At 71.8% G+C, this 25916-nt stretch carries 21 protein-coding genes; 12 read left to right on the forward strand and 9 right to left on the reverse strand.

All coding sequences use genetic code 11. The features are described from left to right. The first annotated feature begins 543 nt into the window (after positions 1 to 543). Positions 544 to 1413 (forward strand): IS5 family transposase, encoded by an 870-nt coding sequence (locus DWB77_RS24370; protein ID WP_120728182.1) that lies wholly within the window; start codon positions 544 to 546, stop codon positions 1411 to 1413. A 302-nt stretch (positions 1414 to 1715) separates the two neighbouring features. On the opposite strand, the gene tesB is transcribed toward DWB77_RS24370, so the two are convergent. The 3 genes from tesB to DWB77_RS24385 all read right to left on the reverse strand — a co-directional run bounded on the left by tesB (position 1716) and on the right by DWB77_RS24385 (position 5456). Further along, complete coding sequence (gene tesB / locus DWB77_RS24375; RefSeq protein ID WP_120723267.1) at positions 1716 to 2591, reverse strand: acyl-CoA thioesterase II; 876 nt, start codon at positions 2589 to 2591, stop codon at positions 1716 to 1718. Positions 2592 to 2628: 37 nt separating this feature from the next. Next, positions 2629 to 3786: an acyl-CoA dehydrogenase family protein gene (locus tag DWB77_RS24380; protein ID WP_120723268.1), complete on the reverse strand. Its 1158-nt coding sequence runs from the start codon at positions 3784 to 3786 to the stop codon at positions 2629 to 2631. Positions 3787 to 3854: 68 nt separating this feature from the next. Continuing rightward, the gene (locus tag DWB77_RS24385; RefSeq protein ID WP_120723269.1) at positions 3855 to 5456 is read right to left on the reverse strand and encodes a helix-turn-helix domain-containing protein; all 1602 of its coding nucleotides are present in this window, start codon (positions 5454 to 5456) and stop codon (positions 3855 to 3857) included. A 326-nt stretch (positions 5457 to 5782) separates the two neighbouring features. Here DWB77_RS24385 and speB point away from each other — a divergent pair, with 326 nt between their 5' ends. The 5 genes from speB to DWB77_RS24410 all read left to right on the forward strand — a co-directional run bounded on the left by speB (position 5783) and on the right by DWB77_RS24410 (position 14651). Beyond that, positions 5783 to 6748, forward strand: a complete 966-nt coding sequence (speB, locus tag DWB77_RS24390; RefSeq protein WP_120723270.1) for an agmatinase — start codon at positions 5783 to 5785, stop codon at positions 6746 to 6748. A gap of 86 nt (positions 6749 to 6834) precedes the next feature. Further along, positions 6835 to 8511: a thiamine pyrophosphate-binding protein gene (locus tag DWB77_RS24395; RefSeq protein WP_120723271.1), complete on the forward strand. Its 1677-nt coding sequence runs from the start codon at positions 6835 to 6837 to the stop codon at positions 8509 to 8511. A 97-nt stretch (positions 8512 to 8608) separates the two neighbouring features. After that, positions 8609 to 12352, forward strand: a complete 3744-nt coding sequence (locus tag DWB77_RS24400) for an ABC transporter ATP-binding protein (RefSeq protein WP_162952606.1) — start codon at positions 8609 to 8611, stop codon at positions 12350 to 12352. Positions 12353 to 12691: 339 nt separating this feature from the next. Beyond that, entirely contained in the window at positions 12692 to 13078 is a 387-nt protein-coding gene (locus DWB77_RS24405) for a hypothetical protein (protein WP_428985145.1), read from the forward strand. Between the two features lie 172 nt (positions 13079 to 13250). Then, positions 13251 to 14651: a S28 family serine protease gene (locus tag DWB77_RS24410; protein ID WP_120723274.1), complete on the forward strand. Its 1401-nt coding sequence runs from the start codon at positions 13251 to 13253 to the stop codon at positions 14649 to 14651. Positions 14652 to 15056: 405 nt separating this feature from the next. On the opposite strand, the gene DWB77_RS24415 is transcribed toward DWB77_RS24410, so the two are convergent. The 4 genes from DWB77_RS24415 to DWB77_RS24430 form a co-directional block, all read right to left on the reverse strand. Then, positions 15057 to 16880, reverse strand: coding sequence for a glycoside hydrolase family 3 protein (locus DWB77_RS24415; protein WP_174248615.1), 1824 nt, complete (start codon positions 16878 to 16880; stop codon positions 15057 to 15059). 293 nt (positions 16881 to 17173) lie between these two features. After that, positions 17174 to 17842, reverse strand: a complete 669-nt coding sequence (locus tag DWB77_RS24420) for an NAD(P)-dependent oxidoreductase (protein WP_120723275.1) — start codon at positions 17840 to 17842, stop codon at positions 17174 to 17176. Between the two features lie 33 nt (positions 17843 to 17875). Further along, a complete protein-coding gene (locus DWB77_RS24425; protein WP_120723276.1) occupies positions 17876 to 18331 on the reverse strand; it encodes a carboxymuconolactone decarboxylase family protein in 456 nt (151 codons plus the stop codon). Between the two features lie 188 nt (positions 18332 to 18519). Continuing rightward, positions 18520 to 18741 (reverse strand): hypothetical protein, encoded by a 222-nt coding sequence (locus DWB77_RS24430; RefSeq protein WP_120723277.1) that lies wholly within the window; start codon positions 18739 to 18741, stop codon positions 18520 to 18522. Positions 18742 to 18855: 114 nt separating this feature from the next. Here DWB77_RS24430 and DWB77_RS24435 point away from each other — a divergent pair, with 114 nt between their 5' ends. Next, the gene (locus tag DWB77_RS24435) at positions 18856 to 19680 is read left to right on the forward strand and encodes a helix-turn-helix domain-containing protein (RefSeq protein ID WP_120723278.1); all 825 of its coding nucleotides are present in this window, start codon (positions 18856 to 18858) and stop codon (positions 19678 to 19680) included. After that, on the forward strand, positions 19667 to 19954 hold the full coding sequence (locus DWB77_RS24440; RefSeq protein WP_246033626.1) for a DUF397 domain-containing protein: 288 nt from the start codon (positions 19667 to 19669) through the stop codon (positions 19952 to 19954). Before DWB77_RS24435 ends, DWB77_RS24440 begins: the two co-directional genes overlap by 14 nt. Here the strand turns inward: DWB77_RS24440 and DWB77_RS24445 are convergent. Next, positions 19944 to 20849, reverse strand: coding sequence for a LysR family transcriptional regulator (locus tag DWB77_RS24445; RefSeq protein ID WP_120723279.1), 906 nt, complete (start codon positions 20847 to 20849; stop codon positions 19944 to 19946). The two genes, DWB77_RS24440 and DWB77_RS24445, sit on opposite strands and share 11 nt — an antisense overlap. 153 nt (positions 20850 to 21002) lie before the next feature. Here DWB77_RS24445 and DWB77_RS24450 point away from each other — a divergent pair, with 153 nt between their 5' ends. Genes DWB77_RS24450 through DWB77_RS24465 form a run of 4 tightly spaced genes read left to right on the forward strand, consistent with a single transcriptional unit; the run spans position 21003 to position 24890 of the window. After that, complete coding sequence (locus tag DWB77_RS24450) at positions 21003 to 21947, forward strand: EamA family transporter (RefSeq protein ID WP_120723280.1); 945 nt, start codon at positions 21003 to 21005, stop codon at positions 21945 to 21947. A gap of 60 nt (positions 21948 to 22007) precedes the next feature. Then, entirely contained in the window at positions 22008 to 22940 is a 933-nt protein-coding gene (locus tag DWB77_RS24455) for an alpha/beta hydrolase fold domain-containing protein (protein ID WP_120728189.1), read from the forward strand. A 16-nt stretch (positions 22941 to 22956) separates the two neighbouring features. Further along, positions 22957 to 23676, forward strand: coding sequence for a helix-turn-helix transcriptional regulator (locus DWB77_RS24460; protein WP_120723281.1), 720 nt, complete (start codon positions 22957 to 22959; stop codon positions 23674 to 23676). Next, a complete protein-coding gene (locus DWB77_RS24465; protein WP_120723282.1) occupies positions 23673 to 24890 on the forward strand; it encodes an ABC transporter permease in 1218 nt (405 codons plus the stop codon). Before DWB77_RS24460 ends, DWB77_RS24465 begins: the two co-directional genes overlap by 4 nt. A 13-nt stretch (positions 24891 to 24903) precedes the next feature. Here the strand turns inward: DWB77_RS24465 and DWB77_RS24470 are convergent, their stop codons facing one another. After that, positions 24904 to 25683 (reverse strand): sugar phosphate isomerase/epimerase family protein, encoded by a 780-nt coding sequence (locus tag DWB77_RS24470; RefSeq protein ID WP_120723283.1) that lies wholly within the window; start codon positions 25681 to 25683, stop codon positions 24904 to 24906. Positions 25684 to 25916 lie beyond the last annotated feature (233 nt).

Raw genomic sequence — 25916 nt, forward strand, 5'->3', positions numbered from 1 at the left:
GCCCACCCACCCGCCCGTGCCCCGGGGTTGGATGGTTCTGGGGCTCCTGGGGCTCCGCCCCAGACCCCGTATCGCGCCTTAACGGCGCTCGTCCTCAATCGCCGGACGGGCTTAAGGTGCCCCCGCACCGCGTAGTTAGGGGCGCGGGGAACTGCGCGCCCAGCCACGCACGACCCGCAGACGAAAACGGGTTTTAAGGGGCGCGGGGAACTGCGCGAGAAGCGACCACGGCCCGCAGGGTCGAGAGGGTTTAGGGGCGCGGGGAACTGCGCGCCCAGCCACGCACGGTCCGCAGTCGAAAACGGGTTTTAAGAGGTCGTTTTCTCCTTTGATGCGGCGGTAACTTCGGGATTGCACCCGCTGATGTATCGGTGTGGATGAGGTTGCCGAGTTGGTCGTGCTTGCAGAGGTAGGTGGTGTGGCGTCCGGGGCCGGAGTCGGCTTGCGCCTGTCTCATCCCAGGACGCCTGAACTTGTTCCGTGCATCAGCTCAGCAGGACGCACGCCTGGGCGCACGCCCCCGACCGCCGCTATCTCCATGTCATGACCGACCGTCGCGCGTATCCGAGTGATCTGTCCGATGCCCGCTGGGAGTTGATCGAGCCGGTACTGTCCGTGTGGCGCTACGAGCGCCACGGCCGGGCCCTGGGATTTGGCCGGCCGCCCGAGCATGACCTGCGCGAGATCATGAACGCGATCTTGTATGTGGACCGCACCGGGGTGCAGTGGCGCTACCTGCCGCACGACTTCCCGAACTGGAACACGGTCTACGGCTACTTCGCCAAGTGGCAGTCCGACGGCATCTTTGCCCAGCTCAACGGCCTGCTGCGGGAGTTGGTGCGACAACGGGAGGGCCGCAACGCAGAGCCGTCAGCGTGCGTGATCGACGCGCAGAGCGTCAAGACCTCCACCAGCGTTCCCGCCACGAGCCAGGGCACGGACAACGCCAAGAAGATCGTGGGCCGCAAACGGAGCATCGTGACCGACACGATCGGCCTCCTGATCGCAGTACTGGTCACCGCGGCCAGCGTGCAGGACTCCGTGGCCGGCACTCAACTCCTCGACCAGGTCTCCGCCGAGCATTCCAGCATCCGCAAGGTCTGGGTCGACGGCGGCTATCGCCAGCACTTCGTCGAGCACGCCGCCACCCTCGGCATCGACATGGAAATCACCGCCCGCACCCCCGGGACCAGGGGATTCACCCCGATCCCGAAGCGGTGGGCCGTCGAGCGGACCTACGGCTGGCTGATGCTCCACCGCCGCCTGGCCCGCGACTACGAAACCCGCACAGCTCGCTCCGAAGCCATGATCCACCTGGCCATGACGGACCTGATGGCCCGACGCCTCACCGGCGAGAGCACCATCTCCTGGCGCGACCCGGCAAACGACAATCAACCACCCATTTCAGGATGAAACACCGGGAGAAAACGACCTCTAAGGGGCGCGGGGAACTGCGCGAGAAGCGACCACGGCCCGCAGGGTCGGGAGGGTTTAGGGGCGCGGGGAACTGCGCGACCAGCCACCCGCGGTCCGCAGACGAAAGCGGGTTTTCAGGGGCGCGAGGAACTGCGCGAGAAGCGACCACGACCCGCAGGTTCGAGTGGGTTTAGGGGCGCGGGGAACTGCGCGACCAGCCATCTGCGGCCCGCAGACGACAACGGGTTTTAGGGGCGCGGGGAACTGCGCGGAAGGGGGTTCCCCGGGGGCGCCCGGGGTCAAGGGCGGGGGACTCGGACTACGCCCTCCTGGATGACCGTGATCGCCAGGCGGCCGTCCTGCGTGTAGATCCGAGCCTGGCCCAACCCCCGCCCCCCGGACGCAGACGGGGACTCCTGGTCGTACAGGAGCCACTCGTCCGCCCGGAAAGGCCGGTGGAACCACATCGCGTGGTCGAGCGAGGCGCCCACCACGTCGCCGACCGCCCACCCGCCCCGCCCGTGGGCGAGCAGCACCGAGTCGAGCAGCGTCATGTCGGAGACGTACGTCGCCAGGCACACGTGCAGCAGCGGATCGTCGGCGAGCTTGCCGTTGGTGCGGAACCACACCTGGGAGCGCGGCTCGCGCGGGGTGCCGACGCTCGCCCACGGCGGCGCGTCCACGTACCGCAGGTCGACGGCCGCGCGGGCCTCGATCAGGCGATCCACCACCCCCTCGTCCCGGAAGGCGGACGCGTATCGCGGCAGCATCTCGGCGGCCGTCGGCAGCGACTCCGGGTCCGGCGCGGGCGGCATGGCGGCCTGGTGCTCCATGCCTTCCTCGTACCGCTGGAACGACGCCGAGAGGTGGAAGATCGGCTGCCCGTGCTGGATGGCGACGACGCGGCGGGTGGTGAACGAGGCGCCGTCACGGATGCGGTCGACGGTGTAGACGATGGGCGCGCCCGGGTCGCCGGCCCGCAGGAAGTAGGCGTGCAGCGAGTGCGCCGTCCGCTCGGCGGGCACGGTGCGGCCCGCGGCGACCAGCGCCTGCGCCGCGACCTGGCCGCCGAAGACGCGCGGGATGAGCGCCGAGCGGGACCGGCCGCGGAAGATGTCCTCCTCGATCCGCTCCAGGTCGAGCAGATCGAGGAGGCTCTCAAGTGCCTGATGCATGAAGGTAGTTGTACCCGAACCCGGCGCCAGGACCTGCCTAGAGGCCCATGTTCTTGGCGATGATCGACTTCATGATCTCGCTGGTGCCGCCGTAGATCCGGTTCACGCGGTTGTCGGCGTACAGACGGGCGATCGGGTACTCGTTCATGAACCCGTAGCCGCCGTGCAGCTGGAGGCAGCGGTCGATGACGCGGTGCGCGACCTCGGTGCAGAACAGCTTCGCGGAGGCGGCCTCGGCCGGCGTCAGCTCGCCCGCGTCCAGGGCTTCGAGGGCGCGGTCGGCGACCGCCTCGGCGGCGTCCACCTCGGCCTGGCAGGCGGCCAGTTCGAACTTGGTGTTCTGGAACGAGGCGACCGGCTTGCCGAAGACGGTGCGGTCCCGCACGTACTCGCTGGCGAACCGGACGGCCGCCTTGGCCTGCGCGTACGCGCCGAACGCGATGCCCCAGCGCTCGGAGGCGAGGTTGTGGCCGAGGTAGTAGAAGCCCTTGTTCTCCTCGCCGAGCAGGTCCTCGACGGGCACCTTCACGTCGACGAACGCCAGCTCGGCGGTGTCGGAGGTCTTCAGGCCGAGCTTGTCGAGCTTGCGGCCGACCGAGTAGCCCTCGGACTTGGTGTCCACCGCGAACAGCGAGATGCCGTGGCGGCGGTCCTCGGCGGAGGGGGCGTCGGTGCGGGCGCAGACGATCACGCGGTCGGCGTGGACGCCGCCGGTGATGAAGGTCTTGGCGCCGTTGAGGACGTAGTGCGTGCCGTCCTCGGAGAGCTTGGCGGTGGTCTTCATGCCCGCGAGGTCGGAGCCGGTGCCGGGCTCGGTCATCGCGAGCGCCCACATCTCCTCGCCGGAGACGAACTTCGGCAGGAAGCGCTTCTTCTGCTCGTCGGTGGCGAGCATCTTGATGTACGGCAGGCCGAGCAGCACGTGCACGCCGGAGCCGCCGAACTGGACGCCCGCGCGGGCCGTCTCCTCGTACATCACGGCCTCGAACTTGTACGAGTCGATGCCGGCGCCGCCGAACTCCTCGTCCACGCGGATGCCGAAGATGCCGAGCTCGGCGAGCTTGTAGTAGAACTCGCGCGGCACGATGCCCTGCGCGAACCACTCGTCGTACGCCGGGACGACCTCGGCCTCGATGAAGGCGCGCAGGGTCTCCCGGAACGCCTCGTGGTCTTCGTTGAATACCGTACGGCGCACGGTCGCCCTCCTCGGCTCACAATTCGGCTAAGCGCTTGCTCAGGTTGAAATACGAAGTTACCCGGCGGTCACCGGCACTGTCCAGAGTGAGCCTCGGCACTTCTGAGCGCCAGCCAGAGTTCGGTACGTACGTCCATGTCGTCGAGATCGGTGCCGAGCAGCGCGGCGCAGCGGCCGATCCGCTGGCGGACGGTGTTGCGGTGCACCCCGAGCGCCACCGCGCTGCGGTCCCAACTCCCGTGCAGCGAGAGCCAGGTGCGCAAGGTGGCGCGCAGCGGGCCGCTCAGCGGGGCGAGGAGTTCGCGGGCGTACGCGGCGGCCTCCTCCGGGTCGAGCAGTGCGCCGAACCCGGCGGCGCGGTGCCGGGCGAGCGGGGTTCGGGTCGCCTCGGCGCGCTCCAGGGCGCGGGCCGCCTGGAGGTCGGCGACCGCCAGGCCGTCGAGCGCGGCAGGGGCGCTGACGCCGAGGGTCCAGCCGGGGTGCGTCGTGACCTCGCGGTCGGCGGGTGCGAGGGCGCGTACGGTCTGCCCGGCCGCGTCGACCAGGGGGGTTCCGAGATCGGGCGGGGCCCCTTGACCCCGGGCGTGCACGACGACCCAGGGCCCTTCGCCGAGCAGCGCTGCCAGGTCCCCCGGGGCGCCGCCCAGCACCATGCGCACCAGTGCGGCCGAACGGGCGGCCTCGTCCGCGCCGGGCCGTCCGGCGGTGAGCAGCGCGAGGAGGACGGCCGCGACGCCGGCGATGGTGTGGTCGCCGGGGGCGCGGTGCGGGGTGGCGATCGCGAGGGCGGTTCCCGTGGTCTCGGCGAGGGCGTAGGCGGCGAGGTGGGTGTCGCCGAGGGTGTCGGTGGCGGTGAGGGGGTGCGCGTGCGCGGGCGCCTTCGGCGGGTTCTCCCCACCCCGCCCCCTCCCGAGACCCTCCGGGGGTGCGTTCGTCGGCCGCGGCCCGGTGGGAGCGCCGGGGGCCCTACCCCCAGACCCCCGCTCCTCAAACGCCGGAGGGGCCGAGTTGGGTCGCCTGTCCTCGCCGTCCGCCGAAGGCGACACCACCCGCACCAGCCCCTCCACCCCCACCCCCACCACAGCCGAGGGCGCACCCCCCGCCGCATCGAGCACCACCCCCTCCGGGGTCATCAGGGCGGCCCACCCCCCGAGCCGCCCGGCCAGCACCCGAAGAACCCCCCGCACCGGGTCGGGGCGGGACGCCGCCGCGGCCAGCGCCCGCTGGGCCTCGCTCACGCGGCGCAGCTCGTCCTCGCGGGCCCGGGCCATGAGCAGCCACACCGCCCGCGCCACCCCGGAGAACGTCGTCTGCGGCGGCACCTCAAGGAGCGGCAGGCCGTGCCGGGCGCACGCCTCCACCAGGGCGGGCGGCACCGCGTCGTACACCGGCGCCACCCCGAAGCCCAGCGCCGCCGCGCCCGCCGCCACGACCCGGGACACATACAGCTCGGGGTCGCCGAGCTGGACCCCCGCCGTCATGAGCAGCTCCCCGCCGAGCAGATACGGGTACGGGTCGGCCATCTCCGTGGTGTGCACCCAGCGGATGGTGGCGTCCGGCGGCCCGGCGATCTGCCGCAGCCCCAGGTCGGCGCGGGCCAGCAGCGCGGCAAGGGCGATGGGAGGGGTGGGAGGTGTGGGCTGGGTCGGCTGGGCGGTGGGTTCCGGCATGGTGGACGATCCATCCCTGGAGGGCGTGAGAAGTGGAGGAAACGTACACTTCAATGGAGCTGTCCGACCACTTAGGGTCGAGCCGACCGGCCACTCGGGGTCAGCCGACCGGTTGCTCGGGTCAAGCCGACCGGTTGCTCGGGTCAAGCCGACCGGTTACTCGGGGCGAGCCGACCGGCCGTTCAGGGTTGGGCCGGGCGGCGGCAGCCGGGGCGCGGGGCCGGGCCCCGCATGTCACCTCGCCGCACGCGCCGAAACCCCGCCGCACGCGCCGGACCGGCGGCCCCCGTGCCGCCCCAACTCGCCGACAACGAAGGGCACTTCAGATGAGCAGCAACGAAACGCCGCGCGGTCCGATCGACTCGTCCCGCATCCCGCGGTACGCCGGACCCGCGACCTTCGCCCGGCTGCCCCGCCTCGACGAGGTCGGCACCGCCGATGTCGCCGTCGTCGGCGTGCCCTTCGACAGCGGGGTCTCCTACCGGCCCGGCGCCCGCTTCGGCGGCAACGCCATCCGCGAGGCCTCCCGCCTGCTGCGCCCGTACAACCCGGCGCAGGACGCCTCGCCCTTCGCGCTCGCCCAGGTCGCGGACGCCGGTGACATCGCGGCCAACCCGTTCAACATCAACGAGGCCGTCGAGACGATCGAGGCCGCCGCCGACGACCTGCTCGGCACCGGCGCCCGGATGATGACGCTCGGCGGCGACCACACCATCGCGCTGCCGCTGTTGCGTTCCGTCGCCAAGAAGCACGGCCCGGTCGCGCTGCTCCACTTCGACGCGCACCTCGACACCTGGGACACCTACTTCGGCGCCGAGTACACCCACGGCACCCCGTTCCGCCGGGCCGTCGAGGAGGGCATCCTCGACACCGAGGCGCTCTCCCACGTCGGCACCCGCGGCCCGCTCTACGGCAAGCAGGACTTGACCGACGACGAGAAGATGGGCTTCGGCATCGTCACCTCCGCCGATGTCTACCGGCGCGGCGCCGACGAGGTCGCCGACCAGCTCCGCCAGCGCATCGGCGACCGCCCGCTGTACATCTCCATCGACATCGACTGCCTCGACCCGGCCCACGCGCCCGGCACCGGCACCCCCGAGGCCGGCGGCATGACCTCGCGCGAGCTCCTGGAGATCCTGCGCGGCCTCGCCTCCTGCAACCTGGTCTCCGCCGACGTCGTCGAGGTCGCGCCGGCCTACGACCACGCCGAGATCACCAGCGTGGCCGCCTCGCACACCGCGTACGAGCTGACCACGATCATGTCCCGGCAGATCGCCGCGTCCCGCGCCTGAGAAGCTGGGAGCAGCCCGGCGGAGCCCGCTTTCCGGCCCGCCGGGCGGCAGACAGCAGGCCGAGTTCCCCGGACGAAGGACGCGCGATGACCCACGACCACGACATCGTCCTGCGCCCCACCGCGGCGCAGACCGCGGCCGCCCTGAACCCGCCGCCCGGCCGCATCGGCGGCGACCTGGTCGTGGAGACGCTGGCCGGGCTCGGCGCGACCACCGTGTTCGGGCTGCCCGGCCAGCACGCGCTCGGCATGTTCGACGCGCTGCGCCGCTCGGACCTGACCTATGTGGGGCTGCGGGTCGAGAACAACGCGGGCTTCGCCGCCGACGCGTACGGCCGGATCACCGGAGAGGCGGCCCCGCTGCTCCTGTCGACCGGCCCCGGCGCGCTGACCTCGCTGGCCGCCCTCCAGGAGGCGGCTGCCGCATCCTCCCCGGTGATCGCCCTCTCAAGTCAGGTCCCCACGGCGGGAGTTGGGGGCGGGCGCCACGGCTATCTGCACGAGCTGCGCGACCAGCAGGCCTCCTTCCGTGACGTCGTGAAGTCGGTCCACGTGGTGCGCGCCCCGTCGCAGATCCCCTCCGCGATCGCCGCGGCCTGGGAGTCGGCGCTCACCGCCCCGCACGGCCCGGTGTGGGTGGAGATCCCCGAGGACGTGCTGCTCGCCGAGACGGTGCTGCCCGTCGTCACCCCCATGGACGCCTTCCCCGAAGAGATCGTCCCGCGCCCCGAACTGACCGCCGTGGCCGCCGAGTTGCTGGCCACCGCAGAGCGTCCGGCCATCATCGCCGGCGGCGGGGTCGTACGGTCCGACGCCTCGGGCAAGCTCCGCGCGCTCGCCGAACGCCTGGACGCGCCGGTCGTGACGACCTTCGGCGGCAAGGGCGCCTTCCCCTGGGAACACCCGCTCTCGCTCCAGTCCTGGCTGGAGGACCGGCACACCACCGACTTCCTGGAGGACGCCGACGTCCTGCTCGTGGTCGGCTCCGGGCTCGGCGAACTCTCCTCGAACTACCACACGTTCAAGCCGCGCGGCCGGATCGTCCAGATCGAGGCCGACCTCGGCAAACTGGAGTCCAACCACCCCGCGCTCGGCATCCACGCCGACGCCCGCACCGCCCTCCAGGCCCTGCTCGAAACGGTGCCCGAACGCACCGACCCGACGGCCGCCGAACGCGTACGGACCCTCCTGGACAAGGTCCGGGCCCGCCTCGACGCGCAGGACCTCGGCGAGGAGCGGCGGATCCTGGCCGCCGTGCGCGAGGCGCTGCCCGCCGGGGCGCCCAGCTTCTGGGACATGACGATCCTGACCTACTGGGCCTGGTCGGCGTGGCCCGGCGCGATGCACTCCGCCCAGGGCGCCGGAGGCCTCGGCTACGGCTTCCCGGCCGCCCTCGGCGCGGCCGTCGCCGACCCGAGCGGCCCCGTCCTCGCGGTGTCGGGCGACGGCGGCGCCATGTACTCGATCGCCGAGCTCGCCACCGCGAAGCAGTACGGTCTGCCGGTCACCTGGCTGATCGTCGACGACGGCGGCTACGGCATCCTGCGCGCCTACATGACGGACGCGTTCGGCGAGGCCACGGCCACCGCCACCGAACTGGCCCGCCCCGACTTCGTCGCCCTCGCCGAGTCCTTCGGCGTCCCGGCCGTCCGCACCACCCCCGACACCCTCGCCGCCGACCTGGCCAAGGCCCTGGCCGAGCCCGGGCCCTCGGTGGTCGTGCTGTCCGCCGTCCTGAGGATGTTCGAGCCGACCCACCGGTGACCTGGTCCTTTCGGCCCGCGTCCGTTACGGCGGGATGAAATCCGAGGTCGGCCGTGTTGGGGCTTGCGGCAGGGCAGGTACCAACGGGAGGAATGTCGTGACGGAGGGTGCGCAACAGGGGTGGGCGCGCAGGCTGACCGGGTACGCCTGGCGCTACCGGCGCAATGTGGCGCTGTCGCTGGGCTCCTCGCTCGCCGGCATGGCCGTCATGGCACTCGTCCCGCTGATCACCAAGGTGGTCATCGACGACGTCATCGGCGCCCACACGCGCTCGCTCGCCGTGTGGACCGGGCTGCTCATAGCCTCCGCCGTCGTGGTGTACGCACTCACCTACATCCGGCGGTACTACGGCGGACGCCTCGCCCTCGACGTCCAGCACGACCTGCGCACCGAGATGTACCGCACGATCACCCGGCTCGACGGGCGCCGCCAGGACGAGCTGTCCACCGGGCAGGTCGTGGGGCGGGCCACCAGCGACCTCCAGCTCATCCAGGGTCTGCTCTTCATGCTGCCGATGACCATCGGCAACGTCCTGCTCTTCGTGATCTCCGTCGTGATCATGGCGTGGCTCTCGCCGCTGCTGACCCTCGTCGCCCTCGCCGTCGCACCCGCCCTGTGGTTCATCGCCAAGCGCAGCCGCACCCGTCTCTTCCCCGCCACCTGGTACGCCCAGGGCCAGGCGGCGGCCGTCGCCGGGGTCGTGGACGGCGCCGTGTCGGGGGTCCGGGTCGTCAAGGGCTTCGGCCAGGAGGACCAGGAGACCGGCAAGCTGAGGGAGGTCGGACGGCGCCTGTTCGCCGGCCGGATGCGCACCATCAAGCTGAACTCCCGCTACACGCCCGCCCTCCAGGCCGTCCCCGCGCTCGGCCAGGTCGCCATGCTGGCGCTCGGCGGCTGGCTCGCCACCCGCGGCGAGATCACCCTCGGCACGTTCGTCGCGTTCTCCACCTACCTCGCCCAGCTCGTCGGACCCGTCCGGATGCTCGCCATGGTGCTCACCGTCGGCCAGCAGGCCCGGGCCGGTGTCGAGCGCGTCCTGGAGCTCATCGACACCGAACCCTCCCTCCAGGACGGCACCAAGGAGCTCTCGCCCAGCGCCCCCGCCACCGTCGAATTCGACGACGTGAGCTTCGGATACGACGACGAGCGGCCGGTGCTCGACGGGTTCTCCCTCGACATCCGGCCCGGCGAGACCGTCGCCGTGGTCGGCGCCTCCGGCTCCGGCAAGTCCACCGTCTCGATGCTGCTGCCCCGCTTCTACGACGTCTCGCACGGCGCCGTACTCGTCGGCGGGCACGACGTGCGCGAGCTGACGCTCTCCTCGCTGCGCGCCGCCATCGGACTCGTCCCCGAGGACTCCTTCCTCTTCTCCGACACCGTCCGCGCCAACATCGCGTACGGAAAGCCGGACGCCACCCAGGACGAGATCGAGAAGGCCACCCGCGCCGCCCAGGCGCACGGGTTCATCAGCGAGCTGCCCAAGGGCTACGACACCACCGTGGGCGAGCACGGCCTCACCCTCTCCGGCGGCCAGCGCCAGCGCATCGCGCTCGCCCGCGCCATCCTCACCGACCCCCGGCTGCTCGTCCTGGACGACGCGACCTCCGCCGTCGACGCCCGCGTCGAGCACGAGATCCACGAGGCGCTGGCGTCGGTCATGGCCGGCCGCACCACCCTGCTCATCGCGCACCGCCGCTCCACCCTCGGCCTCGCCGACCGCATCGCCGTCCTCGACGCCGGACGCCTCGCCGCGATCGGCACCCACGAGGAACTCCAGCGCGACAGCGCCCTCTACCGCCGGCTGCTCACCGACCCCGACGAACTCGGCGCGGTGTCGCCCGGCCACACCCCCACCGCCCCCGCCGTGGAGGAGGAGGACCACTCCGTACGGGACGAGCTGGACGCGGAGTTCGACGCCGAGCGCGGCATCACCCCGCCCCTGTGGGTGCGCGAGGAGAAGCCCGAATCCGCCGCCCCCGGCGGCATGCCCGCCACCCCCGAACTGCTCGCCCAGGTCGAGGCGTTGCCGCCCGCCACCGACACCCCCGACATCGACGAGGCCAGGGCCGTACAGCCCGAGGACTCCTACGGCCTGCGCAGGCTGCTGCGCGGCTTCGGTCTCCCCCTGCTCGTCTCGCTGCTCCTCGTCGCCATCGACGCGGGGATGTCACTGCTGCTTCCGGTCCTCATCCGGCACGGCATCGACCAGGGCGTCAGCAAGCTCGCGCTCGGCGCGGTGTGGGCGGCGGCCGGTCTCGCGCTGCTCACCGTCGTCATCCAGTGGCTCGCCCAGACCGGCGAGACCCGGATGACCGGACGCACCGGCGAACGCGTCCTCTACACCCTGCGCCTGAAGATCTTCGCCCAGCTCCAGCGGCTCGGACTCGACTACTACGAGCGGGAGTTGACCGGGCGGATCATGACCCGCATGACGACGGACGTGGACGCGCTCGCCACGTTCCTCCAGACCGGCCTGGTCACCGCGTTCGTCTCCGTCGTCACCTTCTTCGGCATCATGGTCGCGCTGCTCGTCATCGACCTCCAGCTCGCCCTCGTCGTCTTCGCGACGCTGCCGCTGCTGGTCGTCGGCACGTACTTCTTCCGCAAGAAGAGCGTCCAGGCCTACGAACTGGCCCGCGAGCGGGTCGGTGTCGTCAACGCCGACCTCCAGGAGTCGGTGTCGGGCCTGCGCATCGTGCAGGCCTTCCGGCGCGAGCACGACGGGGCCCGGCGGTTCGCCGAGCGCAGCGACCACTACCGCCAGGCACGCGTGCGCGGCCAGTGGCTGATATCGGTGTACTTCCCGTTCGTGCAGCTCCTGTCGTCGGTGGCCGCCGCGGCCGTACTGATCGTCGGCGCGGGCCGGGTCGACCACGGCACCCTCACCGCGGGCGCCCTCGTCGCCTACCTCCTCTACATCGACCTGTTCTTCGCCCCCGTGCAGCAGCTCTCGCAGGTCTTCGACGGCTACCAGCAGGCATCCGTCTCGCTCGGACGCATCCAGGAACTCCTCCAGGAGAAGACGTCCACCTCCGAGGCGGCCGCGCCGCTCGACGTCCTGTCGCTGCGCGGCGAGATCGCCTTCGAGAACGTCGACTTCGCGTACGGGTCCGCCGACGGCTCGGGCGACGAGCCCGAGGAGGCGCTCAGCGGGGTCGACCTGCGCATACCCGCCGGGCAGACCGTCGCCTTCGTCGGCGAGACGGGCGCGGGCAAGTCCACCCTCGTCAAGCTGGTGGCGCGCTTCTACGATCCGACGGGCGGGCGGGTCACCGCCGACGGCACCGACCTGCGCGACCTGGACATCACCGCCTACCGGCACCGGCTCGGGGTGGTGCCGCAGGAGGCGTACCTCTTCCCCGGCACGGTCCGCGACGCCATCGCCTACGGACGCCCCGGCGCGAGCGACGCCGAGGTGGAGGCGGCGGCGCGGGCGGTCGGCGCCCACGACATGATCGCGACGCTCGACGGGGGCTACCTCCACGAGGTCGCCGAGCGGGGACGCAATCTGTCCGCCGGGCAGCGGCAGTTGATCGCGCTGGCCCGGGCGGAGCTGGTGGACCCCGACGTCCTGCTGCTCGACGAAGCGACGGCCGCGCTCGATCTGGCGACCGAGGCCCAGGTCAACCAGGCGACCGAACGGCTCACCGGGCGGCGCACCACGCTGGTCGTCGCTCACCGGCTGACGACGGCGGCGCGGGCGGATCGGGTGGTCGTGATGGACCAGGGGCGGGTGGTGGAGGACGGCACGCATGCCGAACTCCTTGCCCTGGACGGCAAGTACGCCCGCCTGTGGCACACCTTCACCTCCACCCCCGAACCAACCCCCACGCCCGGCTGACCCCGGGGGGTTTGCCCACCCACCCACCCGTGACGGGGGTTGGTTGGCTCCGGCCCCTGGGGCTCCGCCCCAGACCCCGTATCGCGCCTTAAGGGCGCTCGTCCTCAATCGCCGGACAGGCTGAGGTGGCCGACGCGGGCCAGCACCGAGTAGTTAGGGGCGCGGGGAACTGCGCGCCCAGCCACCCACGGTCCGCAGCCGAAAACGGGGTTTTTAGGGGCGCGGGGAACTGCGCGAAGGGCGGGCCGCACCGGGTGTAGAAGGGGGGGCGGGGGAGAACCGTCGGGTGACATTACGCGTCCCTCCCCACATACGCGCACGTGACGGAAGGACGCAAGCGTGTTCGGTGGGATGAAACGCAACCCGGCCCCAACCCTCGCGGTGCTCGCCGCGACCGGCAGCCTCCTGATGTTCGGCCCGCCCAGCGGTAGCGCCGACGCCGCGGCCGCCTGCGCCGGGCGCCCGGTGAAGACGGTCGGGTTCAGCACGGGGGAGTTGCGCCTGTACAAGGGGAACGGGTACGCCTGCGCCGTGACCGAGGCGAAGAGCCCGGGGCCGCGGCGCCAGATGTCGGTGACGATCCAGGCCCGGGGCGGCGCACCGGCCGGCGACTCGGGCGCCTATACGCAACGGGCCGGCCCGGTCACCGTGCACGTGGGCAACCGCTGCGTCCGCGCGACCGGGTCGATATCGGGCAGCTCGGCCGAGACGGGCTGGGTCTGCTGAGGGCCGAGCGTGTGGAAGGGCCGGGTCGGCCGGGCGAGGTCCGGGCGACCGGACCGGCCCACCTGTGAAGATCCACTGTGGGGCCCAACCAGGTCTGGCGGGCCGGGCGTTGACCCGGCTAGGTTCGCGGGGCCACGTTCCGAGCCCACAGGGGCCCCACAGGGGAGTGTGAATGCGCAAGGCGCTCAGATGGCTGCTGTCGCTGGTCGTGCTGACAGGCACGATCGCCGCGACGGGAGCCACGGCCGGGGCGGCCACCGCCGCCGAGCCGGACATCAAGGACCGCATCCTGGCGATACCCGGGGTGAGCCTCATCGCGGAGAAGCCGTACAACGGCTACCGCTACTTCGTGCTGAGTTTCACCCAGCCCGTAGACCACCACAACCCGTACCGCCGGGCCACCTTCCAGCAGCGGATCACCGTGCTGCACAAGGACACCGCCCGGCCGACGGTGATGTACACCAGCGGCTACGAGGTCTCCACCAACCCCGGCCGCTCCGAGCCGACGGCGATCGTCGACGGCAACCAGGTCTCCGTCGAGTACCGGTTCTTCCCCGAGTCGCGGCCCACGCCCACCGACTGGTCCAAGGACGACATCTGGCAGGCGGCCAGCGACCAGCACGCGATCTTCCAGGCCCTGAAGCCGGTGTACTCCAAGAACTGGCTGACCACCGGCGGCTCGAAGGGCGGTATGACGGCCACGTACTACAAGCGCTTCTACCCCCGTGACATGGACGGGGTGGTCGCGTACGTGGCCCCCAACGACGTGGTCAACAACGAGGATTCGGCCTACGACCGGTTCTTCCGGACGGTCGGCACCAAGGAGTGCCGCGACAAGCTGGAGGGCGTGCAGCGCCAGGCGCTGGTGCGGCGGGAGTCCCTGGAGAAGAAGTACCAGGAGTACGCGGCCGCGAACGGCTACACCTTCGCGACGGTCGGCACCCTCGACAAGGCGTACGAGGCGGTCGTGCTCGACTACGTCTGGGGCTTCTGGCAGTACCACCTGCTCGCCGAGTGCGACACGCTCCCGGCGGACCCGGCGCACGCCAGTGACCAGGCGATCTGGGACTCGGTCGACACGATCTCCGGCTTCTCCTTCTACACCGACCAGGGTCTTGCCCCCTACACGGCGTACTACTACCAGGCCGGTACGCAGCTCGGCTCGCCCACCATCAAGCAGCCCTGGCTCGGCAACCTGAGCCGCTACGGCTACCAGCCGCCGCGCAACTTTGTCCCGCGGGACATCCCGATGCGGTTCCAGCCCTGGGCGATGCGGGACGTCGACTCGTGGGTCAAGCACCACGCCGACCACATGCTGTACGTGTACGGGCAGAACGACCCGTGGGGTGCGGAGCGGTTCTCGCTGGGAGCGGGGGCGCGGGACTCCTACGTCTATACGGTGGCGGGGGGCAACCACGGTTCCAAGGTGGCGCAGCTGCCGGCGGATCAGAAGGCGGCGGCGACGGCGTCGATTCTGCGGTGGGCGGGGGTGGGAGCGGGGGCGGTTCGGGCCCCCTTCGACGCGAAGCTGGACGCGACCCCCACCACCCGCGAACCCACCCTCCACCCCTAACCCCCCGGGGCCCCGGCACCCCGGGGCCCCCTCGGCCCCCCCGATCCGCGCAGTTCCCCGCGCCCCCAACCCCTCTTTCGGCCTGCGGACCGTGCCCGCGTCTCGCACAGTTCCCCGCGCCCCCAAGAAACCCGTTTTCGTCCGCGGACCGTGCGTGGCTGGTCGCGCAGTTCCCCGCGCCCCTTAGCTACTCGGTGCCGGCCAGCACCTCAGCCCGTCCGGCGATTAAGGACGAGCGCCCTTAACTACTCGGTGCTGGGGCACCTACAGCCCGTCCGGCGATTGAGGACGAGCGCCCTTTAGGCGCGAACGGGGTCTGGGGCGGAGCCCCAGGGGCCGGACCGTTCAACCCCCGTCACGGGCGGGTGGGTGGGCAGCCCCCCGGGGTCTGGGGCGGAGCCCCGGTTAGTACGTCAGGCCGTAGCCCACCGGGTAGAGGGGGCTCGCGGGGTCGTCGGGGCGGGGCACGGCCACCGGGAGGTGACCGCGGGGACGGGCCCGGCCCGTCAACACCCGCACCGCCGCCCGGAGTTCGACATCCGTCCAGGAGTAGGTCGCCAAAGACGCCCCGTACCCGCTGAGGTACGCGACGTCGTACGGGTTGCGCAGAGCAAGATGAACCACCGGCACCCCACTCGCCCCCAGCGCGGCGACCAGCCGACTCTGCGCACCCCCCGCCCCCGCGTTGTACGTGCCCACGATCACCGCGTCCCGCCCCACCGCCGCCGCCACCGCCGCCTCGATCTGCGCGGCCGAGGGCAGCGTCCCCGTGGGCAACACCGTGGTCTGGAAGCCGAGTTCGGCGAGGGCCGCGGCCAGGACCGACGTGGGCGGCCCCGTCGTGCCGGACGGGGAGGCCGGGTCGGCGCCCACGATCAGGAGCCGCCGGTGGGAGCGCCGGGACAGCGGCAGCAGCCCGCGCGGGTTGGCGAGCAGGGTGGTGGTGCGCTCGGCGATCTCGTCGGCGGCGCGCAAGTGCGCCCGGGTGCCGACCGTACGGCCTACCCCGCGCACGCTGACGTAAGGCCGCGCGAACAGCCCGCGCCGCTCCTTCAGCCGCAGGATGCGCAGGAGCGACGCGTCGAGCCGCGCCTCGCTCAGCTCACCGCTCGCCACGGCCGCCCGTACGCCGTTGAAGGCCACGTCCAGCCTGGGCGGGTCGAGGAGTTGGTCGACGCCCGCCTTCAGGGCCAGCACGGGCACCCGGTCGTCACCGTACTTGTCGCGTACGCCCTGCATGCCGAGGGAGTCGGTGATGACGACGCCGTCGAAGCCGAGCTCCTCGCGCAGGATGCCGGTGAGGATGGGACGGGAGAGGGTGGCCGGGTCGTTGCTGGGGTCGAGCGCGGGGAACTGGATGTGCGCCGTCATGATCGCGTCGATCCCGGCGGCGATCGCGGCCCGGAACGGCGGCGCGTCCAGCCGCTCCCACTCCGCGCGGCTGTGGTTGATGACGGGGATGCCGGTGTGGCTGTCGACGGTGGTGTCGCCGTGTCCGGGGAAGTGCTTGGCGGTGGCCGCCACGGACGACTCCTGGTAGCCGCGCACCTCGGCCGCGACCATGCGGGCCACGGCCGCCGGGTCCGCGCCGAAGGACCGTACGCCGATCACCGGGTTGGCCGGGTTGACGTTCACGTCGGCGTCGGGGGAGTAGTCCTGCCGGATGCCGATCGCGGCGAGCTCCGCGCCCGAGATGCGGCCCAGGGTGCGGGCGTCGCGCGCCGAGCCGCCCGCGCCCATCGCCATCGCGCCCGGGAACAGCGTGACGGGCTTGCCGACCCGGCACACCGCGCCGTGCTCCTGGTCGGTGGCGATGAGCAGCGGCAGCGGGACGCGCTGGGCGAGCCCGGCCGCCTGGATGCCGTTGGACAGCTCGGCGATCTGGTGCGGGTCGCGGGTGTTGTGCGCCCAGGAGAAGTAGATGATGCCGCCGACGTGGTACCTGGCGATGAGCTCGGCTGCGTCACGCACCCCGAGTTCGCGCAGGTTGGCGTCGATGTCCGCCTGGTCGGGCGCGGTCGCGGAGTGCCCGTAGACCCGCATGACGAAGAGCTGCCCGATCTTCTCCTCGACCGACATGCGGGCGATGAGCGCACGCAGCCCGCGGTCGCGGCCGGCGGCGGCCGGGGCGTCGAGGGCGTGGGCGGGGAGGGGGAGGCCGAGGGCGGCCAGGACGGCCGTGGCGGCGGTGGAGGTGAGGAGGCTGCGTCTTGAGGTGCGGTGCTGCACGTGCGCTCCTTCCGGCGGTGGCGCCCTGGGAACCGGGTGGGATCCAGGGAACCCGGGATTTGGAAGAAACTTCCAAACTGAACCGATATCCGGAAAGTTACTGCCGGTCAAGGCTATGCGCACCGCGCCGTCCGGCGTCGCCGTGAAGTGAGACGCCGCCATCGGTGCGGTCAGGGGGACCTCACGCACCGATGGCGACGGGTTCGGATCGGCCCGCCGCTCATTCCTCAACTTCCGCATGGGGAACCGGAGTTGGCCGCGACCGGCGGCGTGGCCTCACAGAAGAAGGAGCCTCAGTCGGACAGGCCGACCGTCTGACGGAACGTCGCCGGGTCGTCCAGGATCTCCAGCATGCAGTGCGCGACGTCGGCCCGCGAGATGATCCCGCCGCCCCGCACATTGCGCCCCACCTCGGTGCGGTAACGCCGGGTCAGAGCCTTGTCGTTGAGGCGCGGCGGCCGAAGCGCCGTCCAGTCCAGGGAACTCGCGCGCAGCACGTCCTCCATCCGCGCGAGATCCGCGTACCGCTTCTTCAGGATCGCCTTCACGATCGGATACGCGACGCTGCGCTGCATGAACGCGTCGCCCGGGTCGTGCCGGGGCGGGTTGGGCCGCCCCGGCGACGGTACGGTGCCGATCGGCGCGGCACTGATGACGACGATGCGGCGCACCCCCGTGGCGCGCATCGCCTCACAGATCGCCCGGGTGCCGCGCTCGGCGACACCGAAGTCCGCCTTGGTGGCGGCCCCGAGACCGGACAGCACCGCGTCCGCCCCGGCCAGCGCCTCACTCAGCGCGTCCGGGTCCGGCCGGGACAGATCGACGGCCACCGTACGGACCTCGTCCCAGGTCACCTTGGCCGGGTCGCGGACCGCCGCGGTCACCTCGTGGCCCGCCGCGACCGCCTGCTGGACGGCGAGGCGGCCGATACCGCCGCTCGCCGCGAAAATGGTCAGCTTCATGGGTGTGTGTCCGTACTCCCCGTGGCCCGGCGATTACCAGGTTCCCCCAGCGATCTGACGGGTGGTGGCGTTGAGCCGGTTGAAGAGGTTGGTCACGCCGATCATGAGGACGAGCGAGGCGAGGCCCTTCTCGTCGTAGTGGCTGGCCGCCGCGTCCCACACCTCGTCGGAGACCGCGTCCGGACGGTCGGCGAGCCGAGTGGAGGCCTCGGCGAGCGCGAGAGCCGCGCGCTCGGCGTCGTCGAAGAACGGCGACTCCCGCCAGGTCGCGACGGTGGCCAGTTTGTCCTCGTCCACGCCGTTCTTGCGGGCGCTGGTGATGCCGCCGTACACACACGGGGCGCAGCCGTTGATCTGGCTGGCCCGCAGATGCACCAGTTCCAGGGTGGACCCGGCCACCCCGCCCTGCTTCGCGGCCTCAAGAATGTCCAGGATGGCGGGCATCGCGCTGGGGATGACGTGCGCGGGGCTCTTCATACGTGCCTGCATGGCTGCGACTCCTGTGTGCCGGGGCGATGTGCCTGCTTCTCGTTGGCTTTCACTGCCCTGACCCGCGGGAGTACGGAGATGTGACAGCCCGGCCGAACTTCTTTCCCACTGCCCGGGCGGCGGCATGACGTACGGCTCCCACGTCACCCCGCCGTCCCGCGACACCCGCAACGCCAGCGCGGGTCCCGCTACCAGTTGCCCCCATGACGGGCGGCCTTCTCCATCAGCCACGCGCACACCTCCTCTTCCTCCCGCGCGGAGGCGGCCCGCAGATCACCCACGGCGACGCTCGCGACGAAGTACACGAACCGCACCCGCCGCCAGTCACCGTCCGTACCGATCACCTTCCCGGGGCCGTACACGTCCGTACCGGTGTGGACGACGTACGTCCCCACGTCGTGGGCTTCCATGGGAACTGCCTCTCACTGTGTGTGTCGTTTCGCTCACACAGTGGCGTGACGTTCCCTACGCTGAACAGTCCACGGAGCGTGACAACGCGGCCTGCAAGTAAGGGAGTTGATGGCATGGCCATCGAGGACAACCCGGTGTCCCGTATCAAGTACGGCGAGGAACTCAGGGCCCGGCGCGAGGCGGCCGGACTCACCCAGGAGGAGCTCAGTCAACGTGCGGTGATGTCGCGCACGCACATCGCGCATATTGAGGCGGGCCGCCGCCGACCGGACATCGCGGACGCGCGGCGGCTCGACATAGTGCTGGGGACGGGGGGCTTCTTCGAGCGGTTCCTGCCGTCACTGGACGGCCCGAAGGTGGCTGAACACTTCGCGGAGGCGCTGGAGTTCGAGCAGCAGGCGATTCTGATTCGCCAGTACGCGCCCAAGCTCGTGCCGGGCTTTCTCCAGACGGAGGCGTATGCGCGCGAGGTGCTCAGCTCGGGCCACCCGCCCAAGGACGACGAGGAGCGCGACAGGCTCCTCGCGGCACGGCTGGCTCGCGCACAGGTTCTGGACGACTTCGACAAGCCCGTGGTTTGGACGATGCTCGATGAGGCGGTGCTGCGACGCCGCATCGGCGGCCCGGCCGTGATGTGCGAACAGCTTCGGCACCTGGTGGTTCTGGGTGAAAGCCGGCGCATTCGTCTCCACGTACTGCCGTACGACGCAGGCGCGCACGCCGTGTTGGAAGGGCATGTGTCGCTGCTGTGGTTCAGCGACCTACCGCCCATCGCGTATGTGGAGGGCCTGAAGAGCGGCAGGGTTTGGGAACTGCCGTCCGTGGTGCGGCAATGCCAGGAAGTCTACGATCACGCCCTGGGTGACGCGTTGTCGCACACCAGGTCTCTGGCGTTGATGCGGTCCATAGCGGAGGATTACGCGCATGAAGCGCAGTGAACACATGATCCCCGACGCCTCGGTGCTGCCCGCCTGGCGGAAGTCCAGCTACAGCGGCGGCGACAGCGGCCAGTGTCTCGAAGTGAGCGAGGTCTGGCGGAAGTCCACGTACAGCGGTGAAAGTGGAGGCGACTGCCTGGAGTTCAGCGACTCCTGCGCCACGTGCGTACCCGTGCGGGACAGCAAGAATCCGACCGGGCCGGCCGTCGTGTTCGGGCCGGAGGCGTGGGGCGCGTTCGTGGGGGCGGTCAAGGGCGGGGCGCTCAACCGCTGAGGGAGTCCCAGGCTGCCCGGAGGGCGTGGACCGTCGCCGTGATCGCGGGGCGGCGGGCCGCCCCCGTGCGCCACAGGGCGTAGACGTGGCGGGTCGGGACCGGGTCGAGGCGTAGGGCCACGACGCCGTCGGGGAGCGGTCCCCGGCCCAGGCGGGGTATGAGGGCGATGCCCAAACCCGCGCGCACCAGAGCGAGTTGGGTGTGGTACTCGGCGGCCTGGTGGCGCAGCTCCGGCTCGTGGCCGTCGGCGCGCAGGGTGCGGACGAGCCAGTCGTGGCAGACCGAGCCGGGCGGCTGGCAGATCCAGGGTTCGTGGGCGAGGTCGGCGCGGACGATGGCCGGGCGGGTGGCGAGGGGGTGGTTCGCCGGGACCAGTACGTCGCAGAGGTCGTCGCCGATGTGGGCGTGCTCGACACCCTCGGGCGCGGGCAGCGGCGCGATGTCCCAGTCGTGGGCGACGGCGAGGTCGATGACACCTTTGGCGACCAGGTCGACGGAGACGTGCGGATCCACTTCGGACAATCGGGTGCGCAGGGTGGGGTGTTGGCCGGCCAGGGCGGCGAGGGCCGTGGGGAGGAGTCCGCGCGCGGCCGTCGCGAAGGCGCCGATGGTCAGATCGCCGGTGGGCAGCCCGCGCCGCTCTTCGAGCGTGATCTCCGCCCGCTCGACGATCGCCATCAACTCCCCTGCGGCGGAGACGAGATGGAGTGCGTCCTCGGTGAGCGCGATGCCCCGGCCCCGGCGTTCAAGGAGGGTCGTACGGGTCTCGCGTTCGAGCTTGGAGATCTGCTGGGAGATCGCGGACGGGGTGTAGCCGAGCGTGGCGGCAGCGGCGGCGACCGAGCCGTGGACGTGGACCGCGTGCAGCGCGCGCAGCCGGGCCAGATCGAGCACGGGACCTCACTCCAGGGGGCGTGGATCAAGCGGATCAAGCGGATCAAGCGGATCAAGCAGATCAGGTGGATCGCGCGGATTAAGCAGCGCTTCATCCCATCATCAATGAATCCGCGCTGGTGCTGAATGGTCCGGGGCGGTGATCCTCGACGCATGCGTCCCGTACACATCATGCTCGCCGTGCTCGTCGCCGCCGTCTGGGGAGTCAACTTCGTCGTCATCGACGTGGGGCTCGGCCACTTCCCGCCGCTGCTCTTCTCCGCCCTGCGCTTCCTGGTCGCGGCGCTGCCCGCCGTGTTCTTCGTGGGGCGGCCCAAGGTCGCGTGGAAGTGGATCGTGGCGGTGGGGCTCGTGCTGGGGGTGGCGAAGTTCGGGCTGCTGTTCATCGGGATGAGCCAGGGGATGCCGGCCGGTCTGTCCTCGCTGGTCCTTCAGGTGCAGGCGGTGTTCACGGCGGTCGTGGCGATGGCGGTACTGGGTGAACGCCTGGGCGGCGTAAGGCTGTTGGGGATGGCGGTGGCGCTGGTGGGCATCGTGGTGGCCGGGGTCGACGAGGGATCGGGCGGGCCGCTGCTCGGGTTCTGTCTGACGGTGGGTGCGGCGGCGTGCTGGGGCGTGTCGAACGTCCTGACCCGCAGGGCGGCGCCGCCCGACGCGCTGAACTTCATGGTGTGGGTGTCCGTCGTCCCCGTCCTGCCGCTGCTGGCGTTGTCGCTGCTGTTCGAGGGCCCGTCGCGGGACGCCGAGGCGCTGGCGGGGTTCGACTGGGGCGGGGCGGGGGCGCTGGTGTACGTGGCGTGGATCAGCACGGTGTTCGGCTTCGGGGCGTGGGGGATGCTGCTGCGCCGCTACCCGGCGTCGTCCGTGGCGCCGTTCAGCCTGCTGGTGCCGGTGTTCGGCATGTCCTCGGCGGCGGTGCTGCTCGGCGAGTCGGTGACGCCGCTGCGGTGGTGCGCGGCGGCGCTGCTCGTGGGCGGGGTGGCGCTCACCTCGCTGTCCCGGCCGCAGCGGCCTGGTACCGAAGTCCCGGGTGCGGTGGTCCGGGGCGGATCCCGAGTGGCCCGGACGCGTCGCGCCGGGAGGACGGCGGAAGCGTGACGCAGTACACACGGAAAGGGTGACAGGGCGTTGTCGCGGGCGGCTGCGACGGTCGACGGCATGACGATCACCGATGAGGACTGCCTCCCCGAAACCCTGGCCTTCAACGAGCAGTTCGAGGCTGCCGCCGCGAGCCGTCCGGCTCGCGGGCGGACGCCGAGCGCGGCCACGCTGGCTCTCCTGCGGCGCGACCGGCTCGGCGGCGACACTCCACCCGTGCGACTGCCGCACGGCCAGGACCGCGTCGTCGAGGGCGGAGTGAGGGTACGGGTCTTCGTGCCGGGCCGGGTCGACGGCGTGTATCTGCACCTCCACGGAGGCGGCTGGGCGTTCGGGTCCGCTGACGGACAGGACGAGCGGCTCTGGCACCTCGCCGAGCAGACACGGCTGGCCGTGGTGAGCGTGGACTACCGCCTCGCACCGGAACACCCCTTCCCCGCCGGGCCTGACGACTGCGAAATCGCCGCGCGATGGCTGGTGCGGCACGCCGCGGCCGAGTTCGGCACCGAACGGCTGCTGATCGGCGGCGAATCGGCCGGTGCCCACCTCAGCCTCCTGACGCTGCTGCGCCTTCGCGACCGGCACGGCATCACCGGCGCGTTCCGGGCGGCCCATCTCCTCTTCGGCCCATACGACCTGTCCATGACACCAAGCCAGCGCAGCTTCGGCCCCCGGGCGCTGCTGAGCAACACCGACGCGGTCCGGGGCAGCTACGAGCTGTTCACGCCGGGGATGGGTCAGGAGCAGCGCCGTAACCCGGAGATCTCACCCCTCTTCGCGGACCTGGCAGGGCTGCCGCCCGCCCGGATCGTCGTGGGCACCGAGGATCCCCTGCTGGACGACTCGTTGTTCCTGGCCGCACGCTGGCAGGCGGCGGGGGCGGCCGTGGAGCTCGGCGTCGTCGCCGGCGCGATGCACGGCTTCACCCTCTTCCCCCTGACCATCACCGAGCGGGAACTGCGGCGAGAGCGGGATTTCCTGGCCTCCGCGTGACGGTAGCGTCGGCGCCATGAACCGCACCGCCCGGCTGTACGCGCTGGTGGAAGAGTTGCGCGCGGCGGCGCCGCGGCCGCTGACGGTCCCGGCGCTCGCCACCCGCTTCGAGGTCAGCACGCGCACGGTACAGCGCGACCTCCAGATCCTGATGCGGACCGGCGTCCCGGTGCGTGCCATACCCGGGCGGGGCGGCGGCTGGTCGATCGACCCGGAGATGACCCTGCCCCCGATCCGCCTCACCGCCGACGAAGCCTCGGCGCTGACCGCCGCGCTCGCCGCGGCCGGCGCCTTGACCCCCTACGCCGGCGCGGCCCGCACCGCGGCGCAGAAGATCGTGGCCGCGATGGCGGGCCCCGCCTCGGCGGCGGCCCGACAGCTCGCCGCGCGGATCGTCACCGTGCCGACGCAGGGCGACTGCGCGATCCGTACCGCGGTGGAGGAGGCCCTCGCCAACGACAGGGCGCTGCGGCTGTCCTACACGGATGCGGCGGGGCACGAAAGCGAGCGCGTCGTGGAACCGGCCGGGCTGCTCGTCGTCGACGGCCGCTGGTACCTCATCGCCTGGTGCCGCACACGCCGGGCCGGCCGGGGCTTCCGTCTCGACCGGATCGCGGCGGCGGCCCCCACCGGCGAACAGGCCCAGCCGCACAACATGACCGACCTGCTCTTCGGCTCGGCCGCCGCCGACGCGGTACCACCCAGCGTCCTGGCCCCCCTCACGCCGCCACGGTGAGACGCCGAAGGCGGCAATCCGATGCCGCCCCCGCGCCGAAGGCGGCAACGCGCAGGGGGCGCGGCCTGCGCATCCAGCGCATCCTCGGCGGCACCCGGCTGCCGCGCCCGGTCAGCCTCGGCCTCGGCCAGCCCTTCGCCCGCCCGGCCCGCACCCTGCTCACCCTCGCGGCCATCGTCCTCGGCGTCACCACGGTGACCCTGTCGACCGGCCTGACCAGCACCTTGGTGGCGTACGGCAACGTCGGACGGGAGGACGGAGGCGCCCGCATCCATGTGACGACCGCGGGCACGGACGGTGACCGGACCCGGCCCCGGCTCAGCGACCCGGAGATCGAGGAGCGGCTGCGATCCCTCCCGGACGCGGAAGGGGTACGGGCCCGCGCGCTGGCCCAGGCGAGCATGACCGGGCAGACGCTGCCCGTCTTCGCCGACTTCTACCGCGGCGACAACTCCCTGTACGACCACACCATCGTCAAGGGCCGCGCACCGGCCGCGGCGGGTGAGATCGTGGCCGGGCCGGCGTTCCTGACCCAGCGCGGGCTGAAGCTGGGCGACCGGGTCACCCTGGAACTCAACGGACGCAAGGTCACCGCGACCGTCGTCGGCCAGGTCATCGAGGGCAACGCCCGGGCGGTGGAGGCGAGTTGGGCAACGTACGGTGAACTCGCGCCGGGCGTCGGCGCCACCGAGTACACGGTGCGGCTCGCCCCCGGCGCCGACGCCCGCGCCTACGCCGAGAAGGTCGCGGCGCTCGACCCGGCCCTGCACGCGTCGGTACTGGACCAGGGCAACGCCGGCACGGCCACCGTCATCGCCTTCGCCACGGTGTTCACGGCGCTCCTGACCACCGTCGCCGCGCTCGGCGTCTTCAACACCGTCCTGTTGCACATCCGCGAGCGGCGCCGGGACCTCGGCATGCTCAAATCGATCGGGATGACCCCGCGGCAGGTGGTGCTGATGACGGTGACCTCGGTCGCCGGACTCGGCGCGGTCGGCGGGCTGCTCGGCATTCCGCTCGGCATCGCCGCCCACCGCCTGGTCGTGGACCACGTCGGAGTGGTCGCCTTCCCCGAGTCCATGAAGGACGTGTGGCACGCACCGCAACTCGCCGCGATGCTCCTGGCGGGCGTACTGATCGCCGTCCTCGGCGCGCTGGTACCGGCCCGCTCGGCGGCCCGGATGACGATCGCCTCGGTGCTGCACACGGAGTAGACCGGCCCGGCCCTCACCCCTCACCGCCCGGGGTGATCGACGTCAGGTATCGCCGCCCCGCGCGTAGGAGTCCGGGCAGTGGGGCGGCCTCCGGATACCAGCGCTTCTCGTACTCCCAGCACACCCAGCCGTCCGGCGGCAGCAGGGCGAGGCACTCGGCGAGGGGGAGTACGCCGGCGCCGAGGGGGAGCGGGGTCGTGTCCTCGGCGGACGCGATGTCCTTCACCTGGGTGTAGCCGAGGTGGGGCGCGAGATGCCGATAGGACTCGCCCGGGCTCTCCCCGCCGAGCCAGGTGTGCATCACGTCCCACAGCGCACCGACGCCGTCCGCATCCGCGCCGACCCGGTCAAGGACCCGGGCGACGGCCTCGCCCGTGCGGTGGGAGTCGTGGGTTTCCAGCAGGATGCGGATGTTGCTGTCGCGGGCGAGGTGGGAGGCGTCGGTGAGCCGACGGACGGCGGTGTCGTCATCGCCGCGCGAGCCCGCCCCGCCGGGAAAGACGCGGAGGTGCGCGGCCCCCAAATCCCGTGTCAGACCGATCAGTTGATGCAAATCGCTGTCATCATCCGGGTCTGCTACGCGGGCGTAGCCGGCGAGAGCGAGGATCTCGATGCCGGACGCCTCGAAGGTGGCGGCGATGGCCTTGCGGCGGCCGGCGTCGAGGCCGGGGTGGACGTGGGCCTCGGGGTGGACCCGGAGCTCGACCCCGTGGAACCCGGCCCGCGCGGCGAGACGGGCGACCTGGGCGAGCGGTATGCCCGGCAGGCCGAGCGTGGAGAGGGCGAGCTTCATTGGGCGGGCCTTTCTTCTTGGGGGGAGGGTGCGCCCCGCGCTTACTTTCTGCGCAGTTCCCCGCGCCCCTAAAACCCCCTTTCGTCCTCGCACCGTGCGTGGCTGGTCACGCAGTTCCCCGCGCCCCTAAAGGCCCTTCGGTCTGCGGACCGTGGTCGCTTCTCGCGCAGTTCCTCGCGCCCCCAAAACCCGCTTTCGTCCTCGGGCCGTGCGTGGCTGGTCGCGCAGTTCCC

Source organism: Streptomyces hundungensis (genome assembly GCF_003627815.1).
GTDB classification, from domain to species: domain Bacteria; phylum Actinomycetota; class Actinomycetes; order Streptomycetales; family Streptomycetaceae; genus Streptomyces; species Streptomyces hundungensis_A.